16 protein-coding genes are annotated in these 20,664 nt (G+C 42.0%); 8 read left to right on the forward strand and 8 right to left on the reverse strand.

The window, feature by feature from the left end; all coding sequences use genetic code 11:
• A partial coding sequence (locus ACKI39_RS10220) for a valine--tRNA ligase (protein WP_407400196.1) occupies positions 1 to 1,424 on the reverse strand: 1,424 nt, incomplete at its 3' end.
• Positions 1,425 to 1,507: 83 nt separating this feature from the next.
• A complete protein-coding gene (locus tag ACKI39_RS10225; protein ID WP_407400198.1) occupies positions 1,508 to 3,340 on the reverse strand; it encodes a sensor domain-containing diguanylate cyclase in 1,833 nt (610 codons plus the stop codon).
• A 156-nt stretch (positions 3,341 to 3,496) separates the two neighbouring features.
• On the opposite strand from ACKI39_RS10225, the gene ACKI39_RS10230 reads away from it, so the two are divergent.
• A complete protein-coding gene (locus ACKI39_RS10230) occupies positions 3,497 to 4,051 on the forward strand; it encodes a GNAT family N-acetyltransferase (RefSeq protein ID WP_407400200.1) in 555 nt (184 codons plus the stop codon).
• 9 nt (positions 4,052 to 4,060) lie between these two features.
• Positions 4,061 to 4,624 carry a GNAT family N-acetyltransferase gene (locus tag ACKI39_RS10235; protein ID WP_407400202.1) on the forward strand — a complete coding sequence of 188 codons (564 nt, stop codon included), beginning with the start codon at positions 4,061 to 4,063 and terminating at the stop codon, positions 4,622 to 4,624.
• Between the two features lie 11 nt (positions 4,625 to 4,635).
• Here ACKI39_RS10235 and ACKI39_RS10240 read toward each other — a convergent pair whose 3' ends face one another.
• Positions 4,636 to 6,132: a histidine kinase N-terminal 7TM domain-containing diguanylate cyclase gene (locus ACKI39_RS10240; protein ID WP_407400204.1), complete on the reverse strand. Its 1,497-nt coding sequence runs from the start codon at positions 6,130 to 6,132 to the stop codon at positions 4,636 to 4,638.
• A gap of 243 nt (positions 6,133 to 6,375) precedes the next feature.
• On the opposite strand from ACKI39_RS10240, the gene ACKI39_RS10245 reads away from it, so the two are divergent.
• On the forward strand, positions 6,376 to 7,245 hold the full coding sequence (locus ACKI39_RS10245; RefSeq protein ID WP_407400206.1) for an SPL family radical SAM protein: 870 nt from the start codon (positions 6,376 to 6,378) through the stop codon (positions 7,243 to 7,245).
• An 8-nt stretch (positions 7,246 to 7,253) separates the two neighbouring features.
• Here ACKI39_RS10245 and ACKI39_RS10250 read toward each other — a convergent pair whose 3' ends face one another.
• Together ACKI39_RS10250 and ACKI39_RS10255 are read right to left on the reverse strand one after the other, a co-directional pair.
• Positions 7,254 to 8,183 (reverse strand): helix-turn-helix transcriptional regulator, encoded by a 930-nt coding sequence (locus ACKI39_RS10250; protein ID WP_407400208.1) that lies wholly within the window; start codon positions 8,181 to 8,183, stop codon positions 7,254 to 7,256.
• Positions 8,184 to 8,243: 60 nt separating this feature from the next.
• On the reverse strand, positions 8,244 to 8,726 hold the full coding sequence (locus tag ACKI39_RS10255) for a YkgJ family cysteine cluster protein (protein ID WP_407400210.1): 483 nt from the start codon (positions 8,724 to 8,726) through the stop codon (positions 8,244 to 8,246).
• Between the two features lie 346 nt (positions 8,727 to 9,072).
• On the opposite strand from ACKI39_RS10255, the gene ACKI39_RS10260 reads away from it, so the two are divergent.
• Both ACKI39_RS10260 and ACKI39_RS10265 read left to right on the forward strand, forming a co-directional pair.
• The gene (locus ACKI39_RS10260; protein ID WP_407400212.1) at positions 9,073 to 10,572 is read left to right on the forward strand and encodes a glycine hydroxymethyltransferase; all 1,500 of its coding nucleotides are present in this window, start codon (positions 9,073 to 9,075) and stop codon (positions 10,570 to 10,572) included.
• A 125-nt stretch (positions 10,573 to 10,697) separates the two neighbouring features.
• On the forward strand, positions 10,698 to 13,721 hold the full coding sequence (locus ACKI39_RS10265; RefSeq protein WP_407400214.1) for an adenylate/guanylate cyclase domain-containing protein: 3,024 nt from the start codon (positions 10,698 to 10,700) through the stop codon (positions 13,719 to 13,721).
• On the opposite strand, the gene ACKI39_RS10270 is transcribed toward ACKI39_RS10265, so the two are convergent.
• From ACKI39_RS10270 to ACKI39_RS10280, 3 genes are read right to left on the reverse strand one after another with little or no spacing between them, the layout of a single operon-like run.
• A complete protein-coding gene (locus ACKI39_RS10270) occupies positions 13,711 to 14,799 on the reverse strand; it encodes an SPOR domain-containing protein (protein ID WP_407400216.1) in 1,089 nt (362 codons plus the stop codon). The genes ACKI39_RS10265 and ACKI39_RS10270 overlap by 11 nt on opposite strands.
• A 1-nt stretch (position 14,800) precedes the next feature.
• Positions 14,801 to 15,067 carry a hypothetical protein gene (locus ACKI39_RS10275; protein WP_407400218.1) on the reverse strand — a complete coding sequence of 89 codons (267 nt, stop codon included), beginning with the start codon at positions 15,065 to 15,067 and terminating at the stop codon, positions 14,801 to 14,803.
• A 29-nt stretch (positions 15,068 to 15,096) separates the two neighbouring features.
• Positions 15,097 to 18,045: a CHASE2 domain-containing protein gene (locus tag ACKI39_RS10280; protein ID WP_407400220.1), complete on the reverse strand. Its 2,949-nt coding sequence runs from the start codon at positions 18,043 to 18,045 to the stop codon at positions 15,097 to 15,099.
• A 54-nt stretch (positions 18,046 to 18,099) separates the two neighbouring features.
• Here ACKI39_RS10280 and ACKI39_RS10285 point away from each other — a divergent pair, with 54 nt between their 5' ends.
• Genes ACKI39_RS10285 through ACKI39_RS10295 form a run of 3 tightly spaced genes read left to right on the forward strand, consistent with a single transcriptional unit; the run spans position 18,100 to position 20,657 of the window.
• Complete coding sequence (locus ACKI39_RS10285; protein WP_407400222.1) at positions 18,100 to 18,561, forward strand: hypothetical protein; 462 nt, start codon at positions 18,100 to 18,102, stop codon at positions 18,559 to 18,561.
• Positions 18,562 to 19,752, forward strand: coding sequence for a hypothetical protein (locus ACKI39_RS10290; protein WP_407400224.1), 1,191 nt, complete (start codon positions 18,562 to 18,564; stop codon positions 19,750 to 19,752).
• 50 nt (positions 19,753 to 19,802) lie between these two features.
• On the forward strand, positions 19,803 to 20,657 hold the full coding sequence (locus tag ACKI39_RS10295; protein ID WP_407400226.1) for a FecR family protein: 855 nt from the start codon (positions 19,803 to 19,805) through the stop codon (positions 20,655 to 20,657).
• Positions 20,658 to 20,664 lie beyond the last annotated feature (7 nt).

A 20,664-nucleotide genomic window follows, 5' to 3' on the forward strand; every position in this document is an offset into this window, starting at 1 on the left:
CACAACCATGAACTGAACCATGTATCAAGAACATCTGGATCTTGTTTAAGATTCTTTGAACCACATTTTGGACAGCAATCTGGATCTGTGCGGCTAACAATTGTTTCACCACATTCACAATACCATGCAGGAATACGGTGACCCCACCAGATCTGACGGCTTACACACCAGTCGCGGATATTTACCAGCCACTGTTCGTATGTATTTTCCCATTTCTGTGGGAAGAACTGGATTTCACCAGCTTTCCATGCAGCAAGGGCTTTATCTGCCATTGGCTTCATTTTTACGAACCACTGGTCAGACAAATATGGTTCAACAACTGTTTTACAGCGGTAACATTTACCAACTGAGTGAACCATCTTTTCTTCTTCTTTGAAAAGGCCTGCTTCTGTTAAATCTTCAATAACAAGTTTACGAGCCTGTTCTGGTTTTAATCCACGATATTTTTCTGGAACATTTTCGTTCATTTTTCCGTCTGGAGTAAGAAGATTAATTACTTCCAGATTATGGCGTTTACCAACTTCCCAGTTGTTAGGGTCGTGAGCTGGAGTAATTTTTACCATACCAGTTCCGAATTCCATATCAACATAATCATCAGCTACGATTGGAATTTCTTTACCAATTAAAGGAAGTTTGATTTTCTTTCCAACAATATCTTTGTATCGTTCATCTTTAGGATTAACAGCAACAGCAGTATCACCAAAGAATGTTTCAGGACGAGTTGTAGCAACTTCAATTTTTCCTGAACCATCTGCATATTCATAATAAATGTGATACATTGCACCGGCTGTATCTTCGTGATCAACTTCATCATCAGCCAAAGCAGTACCACAACGAGGACACCAGTTTACAAGACGTTTACCCTTGTACATAAGGCCGCGTTCATACAAAGTTACGAAAACTTCACGAACTGCACCGGAAAGTCCTTCATCATAAGTAAAGCGTTCACGGTCCCAGTCTACGCTGTTGCCCAGCTTGCGCTGCTGCTTTACGATTGTTGCGTGGTGGTCTTCCTTAACCTTCCATGTGCGTTCGATGAACTTTTCGCGTCCAAGGTCGTTGCGTGTAAGGCCTTCTTTCTTGAGCTGGCGTTCAACAACATTCTGTGTTGCGATACCTGCGTGGTCAGTTCCTGGAACCCAGAGAGTGTTGTCTCCCTTCATTCTGTGGTAGCGTACTACGATGTCCTGAAGTGTATTGTTAAGGCCGTGTCCCATGTGGAGGACGCCTGTAACGTTTGGAGGTGGAATGACGACTGTATATTTAGAGACTGCAGAGTTCTTGCTTTTTGAAAGGTAAGATGCGTGTAACGGTGATTTTTCATCAGAAGCTGGTTTAAAACAGCCTGAATCAACCCACTGATTGTAGATTCTGTCTTCAAAATCCTTAGGGTTGTAAGCTTTTTCGAGTTCGATAGCTTTCATTTTGGTCCTCTAATCTGGATAAATTTTGAACAATATTATAGTAGAAAAGAGGTTTTGTATCAATTAAATGATTTCTATAAGAATTACTGCCTTCTGTCCACATGGTTGCCGGAAGAATAGTATTCAGACTTGTGCGTGTACATGGCTTTTTCCGCCTCTCTTGTCGCCTGGTCGATGTCGGAAATTCTCTGGAACCAGGCTCCACCACAGCTGAGGATCCATTTCTTTTCAAGTTCATCCTTTAGATTTGCGATGACGGTCTGGAATTCCTTTTGTGGAGTATCGGAACTGATGACAACGAATTCATCACCGCCAAGACGATAAATAAGATCCTTTTTTCTGCTGAAATATTTTCTCAGGAGGGATACGGCAGATTCGATGAGTATGTCTCCTGCTTCGTGCCCCTTATTGTCATTGGTGTCCTTTAGGCCGTTTACATCTGCATAGAGAATGCCAGTGTTCATTTCGTTTCCGTTGCGGAGTTTTTCCATATCTCGGATATATGCGGCGCGGTTAAGGGTCTTTGTCATGCTGTCGGAATAGCTGAGCTTATAAAGTTCCTCTGTATAATTCTGCTTAAGCTTTTCTTCCATGATGTATGTTGCGGCGGAACGAAGAACGATGTGCGAGTCGTAGTTTTTCTTAGGTTCATTGATACCCATGAAGCCTACGACATTTTTTATGCTGTCATAGAAAGGAACAGCAATCACGCTGTTTACGTTGTACGTCTTGAGCAGGCTGTATTCAGGGGATGCAGGATCCATATCCTTTTCTCGATCATTGATGAAGATGATCTCCTTGTTGTTGAACATGTTTATCCAATGCGAGAATTTTTCAACTCCCACGTTCTGAAGACTGTTGATCTGGGGAGCGACGTTTTCATTGCACCATTCGAATTCGTTTCGTATGATTCTGCTTGCATGGTCGATGGTAAAAATGTATGCCCTTTCTGCATGGTAGAATTCACCTATGTTCTTGAGGATCTTTTCATTTGCCCTGGAAAAGTCTTCTGTACCAGAAAGAGCGGTAAGGCATTCAACAAGAGCCTTTTCTGTTTCAAGCTGTCCGCGCAGTGTAAGGATTTCGCCTTCAACATATCTGATTGTGTAGATGACGCTTTCAAGGCTTCCATCTTCTCCGTATTTGACAGGAATGAAGCTTGCCCGTAGGCTGCCTCCCTTGTTTCCTATGAATTCATGGGAGATGATGGTCTTTTCCTTGAGCCTTTCACCCAATGTGTCAAGGTTGCAGAATTCCAGCATGCGGTTCTGATAGGAAGGGGCGGTGAAGTTCATTACTGAAGCTTTCATTTTTTCTCTGATGGAAAGTGGTTCGTTCAGTCCTTCCTTGATGTAATCCAATGCATAGATAATTCTGGATGTGTTGTTCTTTATGTTGATGTATACACAGTTCAGGTGGCTTCTTGTGATGGCTTCTGAAACCATCTGCATGAACTGTGTGTTGTTGAGTTCTTCTGAAAGTGAATCATGGATGTCATATACATACATGTAGACGATTTGGTTCTTTTCGCTGAAGTTCTCTGAGGGAATGAGATCCATCGCCGCCCAGCGCATGACATTATTGGTTATTCTTCTGTATCTTACAGTGTATTTTTTGGGTTCAGTCAGGAATAGTTTCTTGATGTTTTCTTTGTCTATAAATTTCAGATAGTTTTCAATATCGTTTTTATGGATGTTTCCTGTCATGGCAAAGTTTTTTGCCCATTCTGAGAAGTTATGGGAATATCCTTTGTCGGAATGTTTTTCTCCTGTGTAGACCTTTATTTCCTCATAGGTGTTTTTCTTGAGGTTCAGCCTAAGAATCTTATGGAAGGCTGAATACATGAGCGTCATTGCTTCTTCGCTTGTCTTTGCGTTGGAAAAAACGGTTTTGAATAAGAAACTTTTTTTCTTCATTTTTTTATTCCCAGACAGAATTTTACCATAAAAGCTATATATTTTCAAAGAAGATTGTACGTTTTTAGTTGGTCCCTGTTTGGTTCCATTGCTACTTGAAGATTATGCCTAATAGTTAGATTATTATGGAAGAATCCAATTTTTGGGGTGTAAAGAATGAACTACAGAATCAGAGCGGCAGAGGAAAGTGATGCCCTTGCCTGCCATGACATTTATGGTGCTTATGTTGATGGTCTCAACGTAACCTTTACGATTGATAATCCTTCCGTAGACAAATATCGTGAGAAAATAATAAACACAAAAAAGCGTTATCCCTTTTATGTTGCTGAGGATGAAGATGGAAAGATTCTAGGATACTGCTGTGGAGAACCGTTGCGTCCTCACGATGCCTACAAGTGGAATGTAGAATGGACCATCGTTCTTGCTCCTGATTCTCCAAGAAGAAGCGGAATTGCAACAGCGCTGTATGAGAAATTCAGTTCGACACTTAAGAAGCAGAATTTTCAGTATATCTATGCAGTTATAGTCGATACAAATGAAGCAAGTCTTGGCTTCCATAAGACTCTTGGATTTACTGAAGTCGGACATTTCCACAATGCGGGTATCAAGAAAGGAAGGTGGCTAGGCATTGTCTGGATGAATAAATTTATCGGTACGGATGGTGTTGATGCTAGAGAACCGATTTGGTATGAAAATTATAAAGATGAATAGGAAAATTATATGCATATAAAAAAACTAAAAGGAAATAGAATTTATCTTTCTCCCATGACACCAGAAGATGCTTTGCGCTACACGGAATTCCTTAACGACCTTGAGGTAACAAGAGGACTTGTGATGTCGGGTGCAAATGTGACTGTGGATGGTGAACGCTCGTGGCTTTCTACTCAATCATCTTCAAATCAGGATTATTCAATAATCGATCTTGCTTCAGAAAAGCTTATAGGCAGTGTTGGACTTGATTCCATCGACAGCCTCAATGCTACTGCCGAACTTGGTATCGTGATCGGCGACAAGGACTATTGGAACAAGGGATATGGTGCGGAGGCAATCACCCTCATTCTTGACTATGGATTCAGACGGCTCAATCTCCATTCCGTTTTCCTTCATGTCTATTCATTCAATGAACGGGCGGTCCATTGCTATGAAAGAATCGGCTTCAAAAAAGCAGGTGTGCTTAGGCAACAGGTTCAGCGTGGTGGAAAATTCTACGACAGGTATATCATGGATATCCTTGCGGATGAATTCTATGAAATGCATCCTGAATTTGACAGGACAATCCTCTAGCTTCTGAAAGGCTATCGTTTTCTTCTTTCAATGCCCGATTCGATATAGTATCGGGTTTTGTCCTTGTACATCCTCTGTTCCGCTTCCTTTTCCAGCTGGTCGATGGAATAGTCTGGGAATTCCGTTATTGATGCAGCCCCTTTCGAGATGCTTAAGCCTGTTGAATATGTTCCTTTCCATAGCTTTGAATAGTTGTCGATGAGACTGAAAATTTCTTCCTGCTGTTCCTTGGAACAGATGGCAATGGCAATGTATTCATCGCCGCCAGTCCTGTATACATAGCCATAGGATTCAATGACTGCGTTGAGGGTCTTTGCGCTTTCGATGATGAGCTCGTCTCCTGCTGCATGTCCTTTTGTGTCGTTTGCAGCCTTGAGTCCGTTGAGGTCAAATGAAAGAATAGTAAAGTCTTCAGGAATGCCATCGGATTGGATCTTTTCTATTTCTTCCTCAAAGGCACGTCTGTTGTAAAGCTTTGTAAGCTCATCGGTGATGGAAATTTTTATGAGGTTTGATTCCCTCTGCTTTTCTTCCGTGCAGTCAGAGAATATCAACTGGTAACCTTTCTGCTTTTTGTTGACATAAAGGGGAGTGGATTCAACCTTGTAATAGTTGGCGTTCTTCTTGTAATAGAAGACCGACTTTATGTTTCTCTGGAGGAATTCAATCCAGGATTCAAGTTCCTTGAGTTCATAGTTTGAACCGTCAACCTTCTTGTCCATGATAAGGTTTTTGAGAGGTGGATAAATTTCCTTTGCCCTGGTGTTGCAGCCGAGGAACCTGTAGGATGAGTCAAAGGAGACTATGCCGTAAGAATCCTGCATGAGGATTGAATCTGCCGCAGAGTTCTTTATGTCGTAGACTCCGATGGTTTCCTGGATGACGATGAGGATGATTCCTGTTATGACGTACCAGAGTGGGGTAAGGTCGACCGTTAAAAGAAATTTACTGCCAAAATAAGAAAGAATCCCAAGTGTCGTGATGACAAGGAGTTTTGTTACGGTCTTGATTGAAACTTCCTTGTTCCTTTTTATGCCGTTGAGAAGAGCGACAAAGCAGGACAGGTGGTATACGATGATCATGATGTAAAAGATCTTAGGAATGATTCCATAGTCCTTTGAAAAAGTGTAGGTTCCATTTTCATATATCATTTCTACTCGCTTGTAGAATAATGTTGTTTTTCCAATGGTAAAGGATGAGGCGAAAACGACGCTTGAAAAAAGAATCACAAGCAGTCTTGAGAGTTTTGAAATCTTTATCTTGCATAGAAATAAGATTATGTAGAATATTGAAATAGTGGCAAAGCATCCTCCGACATAGGTAAGCTGCTGTGCAAAAATAGCATGTTCAAGGCTCCTTGAAATACTTCGCTGCCAGTAACCAAGATTGCTAACGGCAGCAAAAATAAAGAAAAGGACTAGATCGACGAATCTTATTGAAGTAGTCTTAAAAATCAGCGTTATTGCGAGTAAAGCAGAAGCAATGAAACAAAATTCGTAGTAATACAATTCACCAACCTCTAGATGTAAGGGCATCTCTAAAAATACATTTTAGTGATGTCTGCCGAGTTTGAATCCTTGAAATTGCAAGGCTTTAAACGTCGCGTTTTCAAAGTTGTCTCAAAAATTGCAGTTTTTAGAGACTCCAATAATTATAATACAGGATTTGCAAAAATCGATGGTCGTACAAAGAAAAAAAATAAAGCTTAATATGACAGATCCTGTCAGGTTCAATATGGTATAATGATTCCCATGAAATCCATAGAGGTAAAAACAATTCTTACAGGCAACCATGGGACAGGCATGAATGTGTATCGTGGATGTACACATGGATGCATATATTGTGATTCCCGCAGTGCTTGTTACCACACTCCAGTACCTTTTGAAGACATTGAGGTAAAGAAAAATGCGGTGGAGCTTTTGGATTCAGCATTGAGGAGTAAGAGAAGAAAGTGCATGATTGGTACGGGAAGCATGTGTGATCCTTATATGCCCTGTGAAAAAACTCTTAAGATTACCCGTGGCTGCCTAGAAGTCATTGACAGACATGGCTTTGGTGCAACGGTGCTTACAAAAAGCAATCTTGTGCTTAGGGATTTTGACCTGCTTAAGAAAATCAATTCTAAAACCAAAGCGGTGCTTCAGATGACCCTTACAACAGGTGATGATGGACTTTGCAGGAAGATTGAACCTAATGTATGTCCTACTTCAGAAAGATTCCGTGTACTTATGGAGGCAAAAAAAGAATCTATTCCAACTGTCGTATGGCTTACTCCTTTTCTGCCATATATAAATGACACAAAAGAAAACATCATGGAACTGCTTGAAATGTGTGCAAAGGCGAGTGTGCGTGGAATTGTCATCTTTGGGTTTGGGCTTACATTGAGGGATGGCAACAGGGAATATTTCTATAAAAGCCTCGATGAAAAGTTTCCTGGGCTTAAGGATAGATACATCAATCAGTTTGGAACTCGCTACGAAGTTTCAAGACCTGAGTCCGATTCCATGTATCCAATGGTAAGACGGTTCTGCATGGACAATAAAATCCTTTATAGACCTGACGATACCTTTGCATATCTTAACAGGTTTGAGGAAAAGGATGTGCAGCTTACCCTTTTTTAATGAAAAGTTCATCCATATAAATTCATTACCTTCTTTGCTTCTGTAGATATTTTCTTTATGAGTCCTTGTGGTTCAAGAATTTTTATTGCATGCCCAAAATGTAGAAAGAAGGATGGTGCCCAATCAACATCAGGAAAAACGAAATCGACCAGTGAAAAATCCTTTTCTGTTTTAACGATTTCAATTCCTGATATTTCGTCCATGATGACTGGCATTGCATGGTTTGAAATTTCTGCCCGAACCTTCATGTAGGTGATGTCTTTGAGATCATCGTATTCTGACTTTTCTATTTTTTCGTATTTGTCGGAATAGTTGACTGTATTCTTTGTCTTTGTAAGGAAAAGATTTTTAATTCTGCTTAATTTGAAGAATCGTGGAGCCTCGCGTTCAGTACACCAGCAGAAAAGATACCAAGCCTGACCTCTGAAAATGATTTTCCATGGACAGACAGTTCTGGAAGTGTATCTGCCTCCAAGGCCGTAATAATTGAAGTTGACCATTGTCCTGGAGAATATCGCTTTTTTTAGTTCTTCAAATAAATTTTTTCTTTCTTTTTCAGGATCGTTCCACGGAGCAAAGTCGATCTTAACCCAGTCGCTTGCATTGGTCGCAAGACTTTTGATTTTATCAGCCGCGTTTCTGTAGCTGTCATTCTTGTCTTCCGCAAGACTAGCCAATGCCAGGACCCCTGATGCTATCGCGTTTCTTTCTTCTTCTGAAAATACCGCGGATTCAAATCTGTAGTTTTCTGTGAGTCCGATTCCGCCTCCCTTGCCTTGTATTGTGATGACTGGAATTCCTGCCATGGTAAGGGAATCGCACCAACGGTAGACGGTTCTGGTAGTTACCTCAAAATGTTCTGCAATCTCAGAGGCTGTCACCTTTCTTTTCTGCAGTAGGATATAGAAGAATTCAAATAGTTTTTCCTGTGCTGTCATATTGTCTATCCTAGGAATTTTTCATGATGATTATAGATAGTAAAATATGACAATATTATGTCATGTTATGGAGCTGCTGTAAACGGAAAATTCAGCCTGCCATTGTTCATAGTCTAATGGGACATTCTCTTTGTAATCTCTGGCGGCTTTTTCTATTTCTTCCCTTGAATGAACTGATCCATTGTTCATGCCGGGGCAGTCTTTTGCACACTCGTCCCAGGCTGTTTTTTCTTTTACCATCCAGTCCCAGAAAGGCCAGGTCCTGCATTGAATTGGGCGGCCTTCATAAGCGGTGCAGCCATTGTCCCAAAGAATGCATTCCAGTTTTTTTGTTTCTATGAGGGCAAGAACTTTTTTCCCTTCGTAGTAATCTGCCCAGCGGCAATATTTTTCCACAAAGGCAACGGGTTCCATTTCAAAATGAGCGCAGAACCTTTCCAGATCAGTCTTTGAAAGATAGACGAACCCAGGTCCGTTGCCACAACAGTAAGAACATCGTTTGCATTCAAATTTCAAGCCTTTCTCGTAGAAGTTGTTTTCCATGACTTAAAATCTATTATAAATAGTGTTTTTTTTCTATGCGAATGATTTTGGAGTATGGATTTCCTCTACAAATTCTGTAATGGAGATCCTAAGGATTGTAAAATGAAAATACGGGAAGGAAGGTAGAGGCTGGCAAAAACACTTGCTGGGCGGAACAATAGTTTCTTTGCCGCCTTGCACGTGTAGCGACATATGGAGCGATTTTGAAAGATTCGGACTGACTGGTAGTGTTTTCATTTTAGGTTCTTTTGGGGGAGATAAAGGTTGAGAATTATATTTTTTCAATTGCACAAATACTTAAAATTCTTTAGTATTGTTAAAAATATACTAAAAATCGAGGTAACCTATGTCTACACCATTGGAAAATTATCTTGCTTCTTGCGGTAACAAACCAAATGCCGCAATGTGTGCCTATGTTGCAAATCTTCAGCAGGTTGCAGCTGTCGGTCCAGATATCGCTGCTTCAATCGTAAACGAACTTGAAAACCAGAGAAGCCATCTTAAGCTTGTTGGTTCTGAAAACTACTGTTCACTTTCAGTTCAGTCTGCAATGGGCAACCTTCTTACAGACAAGTATGCAGAAGGATATCCTGAGCACAGATACTACGGCGGATGTGTAAACATCGATGCAGTAGAAAACACAGCAGCACGCGAAGCAGAAAAACTTTTTGGTGCAGACTATGCATATGTTCAGCCACACTCGGGCGCGGATACTAACCTTGTTGCTTACTGGGCAATTCTCAGCGCAAAGGTTGAAACTCCAACTCTTGAAGAACTTGGCGTAAAGTCCCTCAATGACCTTACAGCAGAACAGTTTGACGCTCTCCGCAAGAAGTTTGGCAACCAGAAGCTCATGGGTCTCGACTACTCATGCGGTGGACACCTTACACACGGTTACAAGATGAATGTTTCAGCTCGCATGTTTGAATCACATCCATACGGCGTAGATGAAAAGACAGGCCTCCTTGACTACGATGCAATCGAAAAGCAGGCAATGGAAGTTAAGCCTCTCATCCTTTTGACAGGTTTCTCTGCATACCCACGCAAGATCGACTTCAAGAGATTCCGCCAGATTGCAGACAAGTGCGGTGCAGTTCTCATGGTAGACATGGCACACTTTGCAGGTCTCGTTGCCGGTAAGGTATTCCAGGGTGACTACGATCCAGTAAAGTGGGCAGACATCGTTACAACTACAACACACAAGACACTCCGCGGTCCTCGTGGTGCCATGATCCTCTGCAAGAAGGAATACATGGACTATGTAAATAAGGGATGCCCAATGGTTCTCGGTGGTCCACTCGGTCATGTCATGGCTGCCAAGGCAATTGCATTCAAGGAAGCAAATACTCCTGCATATCAGGCATGGGCTGCACAGGTTGTAAAGAACGCACAGTCTCTTGCTGATGCCCTCAAGACATACAACATTCCTCTCCAGACAGGCGGAACAGACAACCACCTTATGCTCGCAGACGTTACGGTTTACGGACTTACAGGAAAGCAGGCAGAAGCTGCAATGTTCGAATGCGGAATCACAGCAAACGCAAATGCCCTTCCATACGACAAGAACGGTGCATGGTGGACATCTGGTGTTCGTCTCGGAACTCCAGCCCTTACAACACTCGGCATGAACGAAGAAGACATGAAGGAAGTTGCTTCAATCGTTGACTTCGTCCTCAAGAATACAAAGCCTGGCGTTACAAAGGAAGGAAAGCCTGCAAAGGGTAAGATCGTAATCAGCGACGAGACAAAGGCTGCTGCACGCGAAAGGGTAAACAAGCTTCTTGGTGCACATGTTCTTTATCCAGAGCTTGACCTTGACTTCCTTAAGAAGGAATTCGTTAAATAAAAACTGCCTTGTCAGTTAAATGATGCCATTGGAATGGTGATTCCGTTCCAGTGGCGTTTTTTTTGTATATCCTGCCCACAATTAAAATCCCGTGATTTCTTGAATTCTGTGTTATAATATATGCCATGAATTTAAGGAAAGTTTTTTTATTTGTTTTTTCACTTCAATTATTTGTTTCGTATAATTTGCTTTCGCAGAATTTTCCTACCGATTATGTGAGCCATATTTGGACTGCTGCTGACGGTCTTCCAGGAAATACCATTACAGACATTATTCAGACGAAAGACGGTTATGTTTATATGGGAACTTACGACGGCCTGGTCCGTTTTGATGGTATCAGTTTCAACATCATGAACAGAAATACCGATGAAAAACTTGGTTTCAGATCTGCTCGCGTTGTCTATGAGGATTCAAAAAGCAACCTTTGGGTTGGGTCCAACGATGAAGGTGTGACAAAAATCAGCGATGATAAAATAGAAAGATACAGCACCTTGAATGGACTTCCAAATAATTCAGTCCGCGACATTGTAGAGGATAAGCTTGGCAACATCTGGATTGGAACTGCCAGCGGAGTTGTTTTCATAACTCCTGAGGGATCTGTTGTTGTGCCTGATGGTTTGGACAACATCGAAAAGGAACATATCCTTGCCGTTGCCCTGTACTGTGACACTGCGGGTCGAGTATGGCTTGCAACTTCCAAGCAGGGTGGAATCTACTACTACACAGAAAAAAAATTCCGCCGCTATGAAACCCTTGATTATCTCAACAGAACCTTAGGTGGCTATACTGTATCAGCGATTGGACAGGATGATGCAGGAAACCTTATATTCGGTATCAGTAGGAACGGTGTTGTGATGATAAGGAATGGGGTTGAGCACAATGTTGCTGCCCTTAAGGATATTCCGCCTTGTCTTGTCAATGAAATATATCTTGACCGTTCATCAAATCTCTGGTTCCTTTCTGACAAAGGTGTATATCTTCTCCGAAACGGAAAAATTTCAAAATATACTTCTGAAATGGGCCTTACGGACAATACAATCAACCATATCCTTGAGGACCGTGAAGGAAACATCTGGTTTGCAACTGACCACGGTGGAGTAGAAAAGCTGTCTCTTGGAAAATTCAATACATACAAGCTTGATGCAGGTGTAAATGCCATCTGTCAGGATCTGGATGGTTATCTTTGGGTTGGAACCGACGACGGCTTGATCTGTTACAGGGATGAAGAGAGAGTTGAATCTGACATTACCAGGATGACTAAGGGAATTAGAATCCGCCATGTTGGACTTGCGCGAAATGGAGATCTTCTTGTCAGCTGCTATTCGAAATTGGGACAGCTTAGAAAGGGGAAGCATGGAATAAAGAAATGGGCCATGAAAAATGGACTTATCGGAGATATGGTTCGTGTCTGCGTTGATGATAGGGATGGAAATCTCTGGATTGGAACAACCACTGGGCTTGCCTGTGTTTTGGAAGATGGAACCATAAAGAACTACAATAGGGAAGAAGGCCTTTGCAATGACTACGTGATGAGCTTGTTTGTCGACAATGAAAACAGAGTTTGGGTTGGAACAGATGGTGGCGGAATCGACATCATTGAAAAAGGAAAGGTCGTTCAGACCTACAATACGGAATCAGGTCTTAGTGGAAACGTTGTCTTCAAAATAACCCAGAATGAAAAAGGAATTTACTGGATCTGCACGGGAACAGGTATTTCTCGTTTTGATGGAAACACATTCACTTCATTCAATGCTGGTGATGGACTCGGTACGGATTCAATTTTCCAGATGCTGAATGACTATACGGAAACCATCTGGATGACGAGCAACCGCGGAATTTCTTCGATCCTCAAATCTGATTTTGAAAAGTATATAAATGGCGAAAAGAAAATTCTTGTTCCAAAGTTTTTCACCAAGAACGATGGACTTAAGACAGGTGGAGTCACATCGACATCTCTTTCCATGAGGGATAATCTTGGAAGACTTTACTTTACCCTTATCGATGGTTTTGCTGTCTATGATCCAATCAAGGCTACATACAACAAGATTCTTCCTAACACTCATATAGAATCCTTCAATGTCAACGGTAAAAGCATCAAGGTCCATGATGGTGATCAAATCGTTCTACAGCCAGGTGTAAAGAAAATCGACATCACCTATACTGGCTTGAGCTTTGTTTCGTCAGAACTTGTGCGTTTTAAGAATAAGCTTGAAGGCTTTGACCAGGATTTCTCGGACATTACAGCCATAAGAACCGTCACATACACCAACCTCAAGCCTGGCAACTACAGGTTCCTTGTGAACTCTTCAAACAGTGATGGACTTTGGAGCGATGTACCTGCATCAATTTCCTTTAAGATAAAGCCATATTTCTATCAGGTACCTTTCTTTTGGGTTGCCGTTGCCCTTGCCATCATCGGTATCGTCATCCTGATAATCAAGATGCGAGAAAAAGCACTTATGGTCAAGCAGCTTCAGCTTGAGACTTTGGTTCATATGAAGACAGTGGACCTTGAGATTGAAAAGGATAATTCAGATAGACTTCTTAAGAACATTCTTCCTGATCCTGTGGCAGAGCGGCTTAAGGAAAATCAGTTTGGCGACCAGACAATAGCCGATAGCTTTGATGATGTTTCTGTTCTTTTTGCTGATATCGTTGGATTTACAAAGACAACTTCAAAACATTCTGCAGATGATGTAGTCATGGCCCTCAACGATCTTTTTTCAAGGTTTGATGACCGTGCAAAGCAAATGGGTGTTGAAAAAGTAAAAACCATTGGTGACTGCTATATGGCTGTTTGCGGTCTTCCTGAACCTAAGGAAGGTAATGCCCAGATAATGGTTGATTTTGCACGCGGTATGTATACTGATCTTTATGAATACAACAAGACTGCAAAGATTCCGTTTGAAATCAGAATAGGCATCAACTGTGGACCTGTTGTTGCTGGTGTAATTGGAAAGACAAAGTTTATCTATGATCTATGGGGTGATACAGTGAACGTCGCAAGCCGCATGGAATCCATCTGTACACCGGGCCACATCATGGTAACAGAAGCCGTCAAGAACAAGACCATGGCTCATGTCACCTTTGATGTAGAAAATGAATACGAAGTAAAAGGCAAAGGAAAGATGAAGGCTTTTACTCTTTGATCGTGTAGCAGTCGAATCCTGCGTCCTTAAGTTTCTTGCCCATTGTGAGTGAAGGGTTTTCATCTACCACTACGATGTAATATGTGGTTCCGCTTGCCCTTGTCTCGCTGTAGGCGTAGGCGTCAAAGTTTTTTGCCCTAACCTTGTTTATAAGGTCGTCGGCGTTTGCCTTTGATTTAAAAAGTCCAAGCTGCTGTTTCTTTCCGCTTGTTTTTGTCCTTAGTGGAATGGCTTCCTGCTTTGAAGGATTGGAATTGCCTTGGAAAATAGGTGCGCTTTCTGCAGGGATGTCTGAATCTATTTTCTTTGGCTGTATATATTCCTTCTTTGCTGGCTCTGCTTTTGCCGGCGTTGAATTTTCAACCATTGGAACTGCAGCTGTTGCGCTTCCTCCTCTTGGGACAAAGTACCAGAAAGGTACGCTCATGATCTGTGTAGTTCCTGTTACAATCGAAGTTTCAGGGCTGTTTGGGTAGTCTGATTTCAATGCAGCGGCACAGTTGCTGTCGTCAGTAAGATACCAGAGCGTCAAAAGAACCTGAGGTCGTACAGTTTTCATGGACTGCATGGTGCTGTATGCACGGAGCATTGCGATTGAATCACTGGTCTCGTTGACAGTGGATGCCTTGCACAGTTGACACCATATTGTATATAGGTTTGCATAGGCAATGATTTTTTCTGTCTTTGAGGAACGGATGTTTGAAAGGTATGATTCTGCTGTTTCCCAGTCTCCAGAAGAAAGACTTGATCGTATCGCTGCAACTACCATTTCTTCAGTTGTGACCTTAGGCATGTTTGTTGCCTGTCCCCCAGAAGTTCCTGCAGCCTTGGCATATGAAAGGCTTGCGTCTGTATAGAGTCCAAGCTGTTCCTGCAATGTTGCCGTGAAGTAGAGTATTGCACGCCTGTCGGAAGCCGTCGCAGAATTCTCCGTATTTGCCTTGAGGTAGTCGATGGTGTCGAGTACAGTTTCCTGCTGCAATGCCTTTTTCTTGATGTCCTCGGCTGATCTTTTTGCCTGTGGAAAAACAAGGGTCATCGACAATGCAAGGACTGTTGCTGAAATGATTCTTTTCATTTTACTTTGCATCAGACTCTGCTTCTGGAGTTACATTAGTCAGCTCTGTCGCCTTGCTGTTTTTCTTTTCCTTTTTTCTGCGTCCAATGAGAGTGAAAGGAATTGTTATGACAACACCTGCCACAAAAGATCCTAGAAGGGCTGCAAATACAGGAATGTTTTCAAAATTGTGAAAGAACCAGATGGTACACTTGTTTGACAGGTTGAATCCTGTAAGTATTGCTACAAGTACAACGAGAATAATTGTTCCAATCAATTTAATAGGCATAATGTAATCCCCCTACAGTCCATTCTAGACTACTTCTGGAGCAAAGTAAATGTACCTTTGATTTCATATTTAGTACCAATCCAGGATGGGTCCATATCCTCTGGATTTTCATTGTTGTATGCAACGCCGAAATCATCCTCTGGTCTTGGGAATTTTCCTTTTGCAAAGAATTTTTCTATCAAAGTTATGTAATATTCCGCAACCTTGTCTTTGATTTCTTCTCCATCTTTCCTGTCGGCATTTCTGTCAAAGACTTCGTATTTTTCCGCATTGTTGTAGCAGTTTCTGAAGATCTTTAGGGCTGTTTCATAATCACCGCTTTCAAAAGCCTTCATTCCATTTTCCCATTCTTCTATATAGGAGAGGAAATCAGCTGTCACATCTGATTTGAAGTCAAGGACTTCGTAGAGACGCATCGGTGTCTTTACGTTCACAACCTGGACTCGGTCAAGGGATCGAACGACGAAATTATCATCAAGCTGAATTCTTGTTGCTTCGCTGATGAGAATTCCACCTGTGCAGTACTGCTTGTTTACTCCTTCAAGACGAGAAGCAAGGTTCACGTTGTTTCCCATCATGGTGTAGTTTTTCTTAAGGTCAGAGCCCATGAAGCCTGCGACCATTTCTCCAGAGTTGATGCCGATACGGGTAAAGATTCCTCTTTTGTTGGCAACCATTTTCTTAAAGGCGTTGAAAAGGTCTGGGGAAAGCTCTGGTGCTTCATCCCTGGCGGCATAGTCCTTAACTATCTGATTCATTTCCTTTTCGTATTTTTTCATTCTTATTGCAGCGGTACATGCTCTTGCTGCGTGGTCGGAAAATTTTACAGGTGCTCCAACCAGTGCGACTATGGCATCACCTTCATACTTGTCGACCATTCCGCCTTCATCCATGATCTTGTTGCTCATAGGTGTAAGATAATAGTTGAGGAGGGCAACCAGTTCTGCTGCGTTGAGGACTTCTGAAAAACCAGAGAATTTCTGGATATCAGTGAATATGGCTGTCATTTCTCGGCTGTCTCCTCCCAGCTTAAGACTGGAAGGGTCGTTTACGATATCGGCGACAACATCCTTTGAAAGACATTGGCTGAATGCGTTCGTGATGAATTTCTTTTCGTTGCTGATGAGCCTGAAGTTTGTGATGGTTTCGAATATGTAGATTAAAAGAACCAGAACCGCGGTATCCACCAAAGGAATGTAGACCTTGAAGCTTACCATCGAAATGAAAAGTATCAGTACAGGAATGAATACATAGATAAGACCGAAAATGTTCTTTTTGCCATGTGAAATTTTTCGGGTAAGGGCGATAACCGTGAATGCAAAGATAAATCCAATTGCAAGTCCAAGAAATGGGGATTTTTCTACGATGAAGTCCTGTTGGATGATTGTGTTTGCAACATTGGCGTGAGTACCGAGGTTTGCATAACTTTTGGCAAATGGTGTAACACCAAGATCGGTGCTTGAAGATGCTGAGTTACCGAGAAGAACGAAGGCGCCGTCAAAAATCTGCTTGAGATAGTTGAAATCCTCGATGAAGTGTATTACAGATTCCTTGAGTTCTTTAAGAGAACTGTTTGAAGAACATCCTGGTATTGAGTCAAATTCCATGACGAAGTCTGTCATGTTCTTAAAGAATTCCGCACGCCTTGCATAATATGCATCATAGTCTTCATCTGTGAGTCCGCCTCGTATAGGATTGTTTTCAACATCAAAGCCACGGCATTTAAGCAGCATCCTTGTTTTTTGATTTTCCATGTCGGTATATTCTTCCGATGCATACTGGCAGTTTCCGATGATGTATTCCTGGTCTTCTGGACTCAGGAAGGAAAGATCTTCCGATGCTGCTTTTGAAAGACAGTCTACGATGCGGGATTCAGCCAGGTCAAGGTTGTAAAGAAGGTATGCTGGAACATGGGAAAAGCTTTCTTCGTAGGTCTTGTGTAGCCAGTTGATGAGCATACGTCCGTACCTGTCTACTGGAACCTTTATGTCTATTCTTTCTTCATTTCCAGGAATTTTCAGACCTTTTAGGATGAAAGCGTTTTTTGTTCTTTCTATGGATTGAATGTCCCAAAGCCTTACGAGAGGGGCAAAAGAAAGCTGTCCTGCATATGCACCGTTTCTTTCACATAAAAGCTGAACTCTGCGTCTTGTACCGTCTTTGTCTACGACAACGTTTGTAAAGCCAACTCCGTTTCCTCTTGAAGCGATTTTATGAATGACAGGAACAAAGCCTGGAAGTGTGTCATCGCCTTCTTCCTTTTCCGAATCCTTGTTTCCTTTGACTATGAGTCCGTAAGGATCGTCAACATTCTTGAAGAGAAATCTATCCTCGATGTATTTAAGTTCAGATTCTTCTGTCTCTATTGCAATGTCGCGGATATTGACAGTCAAAGATGCGTTCCCAAAGAATTGGACTGCACGCGCAAAGTAGTCGTCGTTGTCCTTGTTGAAGTCAGATGTGATGTTCCTCATCATCTCATAAAGAACATTGTTCGATATGTCTGCTGCAAGGTTTTCGCTTTCTGAGTAGGCTTTTGAAACTGGAATTTTCCCGTCGGCCACCTTAAGACCAAAGTCTGTAATGTTTTCAGCGATTGCCTGCTGTCCAAAAGCAAAATTCTCGTTGATTTTCTGTTCCAGGTCATCTTCTACAGCCTTTGTGGAAGGTGAAACATATTCAATATCGAATACAGCCTGCTTGGAGCCAAATTCCTTAAGTCTTATAAGGACATTTCCTAGAATGTCTCTGGTCCATGGCCAGAAACCGACCCTTGCGATGGAATCATTGTCGATTTCAATGATGACGATGTCGTCGTCGCTTTTTGCTTCCTTCTGGAGCCCCATCATGAAATCGTAGAGACGGAAATCAATTTTTGAAAACAGGTTGAATTTTGTAATTCCTATGCTTAAAATAGATAGAAGAAACAAAATGATGATATTGACGTGTCTTTTTAGATATGTTTTTGTCGAAGTCATAGGATAATTATAATATATATACATTGAATTTCAATTTATAGGAGTTTATCTTAAATGAAGAAATTGATTGTTTTGCTTATTGCATCTGCAGTTTCTTTGTCTTTGTATGCCCAGTCAGCAGACAAGGTTTCGGAGATTATCACGGCAAAGGAAGCAACTTTTGGTCAGGCAGCATATCTTACGACTTCTGCGCTTGGACTCATCAAGAATGAGGCTGGCTACGAGGATGCTCTCAATCTCCTTAAGGAAAAAGGAATCGTTCCATCTTCTATCGGTGCTGCAGATACCATCAACATGCAGGAGCTTTCATGGCTTTGTGCTGGAACATGGAAGATAGAAGGCAGTTTTATGCTCAAGCTGTTCAATTCTTCGCGCTATACTTTCAGGCAGATGAAGGCAGATGAAGTCATTGATTTTTCGGTAGATCCTATGGATATCCCGAGCGGAAGAAATCTTCTTGCGGTCATAACGGATTGTCTCAGTAAATATGAAATCAAGACAGGGGAGGAAGACTAGATGAAAAAGATTGCTAAGGCGGTTCTTTCCCTTGCTCTCCTTTTGGGAACGGCAGGTGTCTACGCATATGATTTTTCTGCCATAGTCACAGATTCAACAAAGGTAGATTATTATAAGGGAAAGTTTGAGAATCCACTTCTCAAGCAGGCTGAAAAATTCACTGGTGCATTCAGTATGCCTTTGCTCCATGATGGTGTTTCTAATTTTGCGGCGGAGGCTTCTGTTGAGCACAAGCTGGACAAACAGTTTGGTGACAAGCCAAAAACGGATAACAACATTGTCCTGGACTGCACATTGCTTAAGTTCTCCACGTCAAGAAAACTCAGCAAGACTGAGTCCCTCGAGGTTTCTGCAGGTCGTTTCCATTATTCTGATCTATCTGGAATTGTCTTCGCTCAGCCTAATGATGGCATCTATGCTAGGTACATTACTCCAAAGATGGAAGTGTCGGCATATGGTGGATATTCAGGACTTCAGAATGTGAAGAATGTTTCAATACTCACAAGCAAGGGAATTGCCTGGTCTCCTAAAAACGAAAAGAAGGTGTATGATTTTGCAGCCCCTTATGCTGTAGGGTCCATTTGTTTTTCCCTTCCATACCTTTTCAAGAATCAGACTGTATCGTTTGAAGGTCTTGGTGTGTTCAACGTAGCAGGACCTGGAGACCTTAAAGATGATGACAATCGCATCTATGGAACGGTTAGCCTTACGGGACCACTTTCTGCCGTTATGTTCTATACTGTGAGCGGAACTTTTGGAACTACTGATTTTGACAAGATAGGACTTCTTGGTCAGCTGAACCTTAATTATTTTACATCCTACAAGAATTCCGTCCTTGGATTGAATGCCGTATATGCTTCTGGAGCCAGCGGGAAGCTTGGAAAATTCGTTGGTTTCACCAAGGGCACAGCATGTCTTTCAAAGGATGAACCTGCATACAGCGAACTGTTTAAGATGGGAGTAAGCGGTTCCATCATGCCGATTGAGAAGCTTGTCGTTTCTGCTGGTGGTGACATGGTTTTCAGATTGCCTGAAAACTCATCTGAATTCTACGGAATACAGTTCACTTGTGGAGCAATGTATAAGATGTATTCGGACTTGAACTTCTCTTTGTCGTTGACCCAGTTTACAGGAAAGTACAGTAATGCAAGCCGCACTGAAATCGGTCTTGGTCTTGCATTGGCTCTATAAACCATATTGTTTTGAAATTAATGATTTTGAATTTTGAATGGAGGAATTCTATGAAGAAATTTATAGCCTTTGCTTTTGTTGCATTCTCAGTTTTCTGTGCAAATGCCCTTACTGCTACAGTTGTTTCCGTAAAGGGAAAGGTAGAGATTCAGGAAGCTGGAATGTGGGTAAAACTTCAGGAAGGTGATGTCCTTGAAAAGGGAACTGTCATTTCCACTGGCTTCAATTCCGAGGCTGTCCTTAAAGTAAGCAATTCAAGCTTTACCCTCGGACCTTTGACTCGTGTTACTATCGAAAGCCTTGTTTCTACAAAAGAAAAGGACAGTACACAGATCTATATAGATTCTGGCTCAATTGCAGCCAATGTATCAGGTAAAGATGGAAAGCGTGCAGGTTTCAAGGTTCGTTCTCCAGTAGCAACCGCTTCTGTCCGTGGTACTGCTTTCATTGTTTCTTCGTCAGGTAAGCTTACTGTTACTGAAGGTCTTGTTGCTTTTGGAGCTGCAGAGAGTGCTGATTCTTTTGAAGATGAATCTTCTGAAGATGCTGTTTCAGAAAAGCCTGCTGATGGTGCTGGTACAGATCAGGGACATGCCAATGCCTTTGCTTCTACTTCAGATGTTGGTGGAGAAGGAGTGCCAGTTGCTGCAGGTCAGTCCAGCAAGGCTTCCGTTTCTGGTCGTGCACCATCAAATCCACGCGCAGAAATGGCAAAGGGCTCCGTTGGTGGAACTGACAACACAGTGACTCTTTCTTCCCGTAATTCTGTAGCTTCTGGAAGTTCTGCCGCAACAAGTGTATCGGCACCTGTTTCCGCTTCTGCTGCTGCAGCTGGATCAATTTCAGCTTCCGTAAAGGTTGTAGGTTCTCTTGCAGTAACGACAACTTTTGCCCCTGGACAGTAGGCATTTT

This window comes from Treponema sp. (assembly GCF_045641405.1).
GTDB lineage: Bacteria > Spirochaetota > Spirochaetia > Treponematales > Treponemataceae > Treponema_D.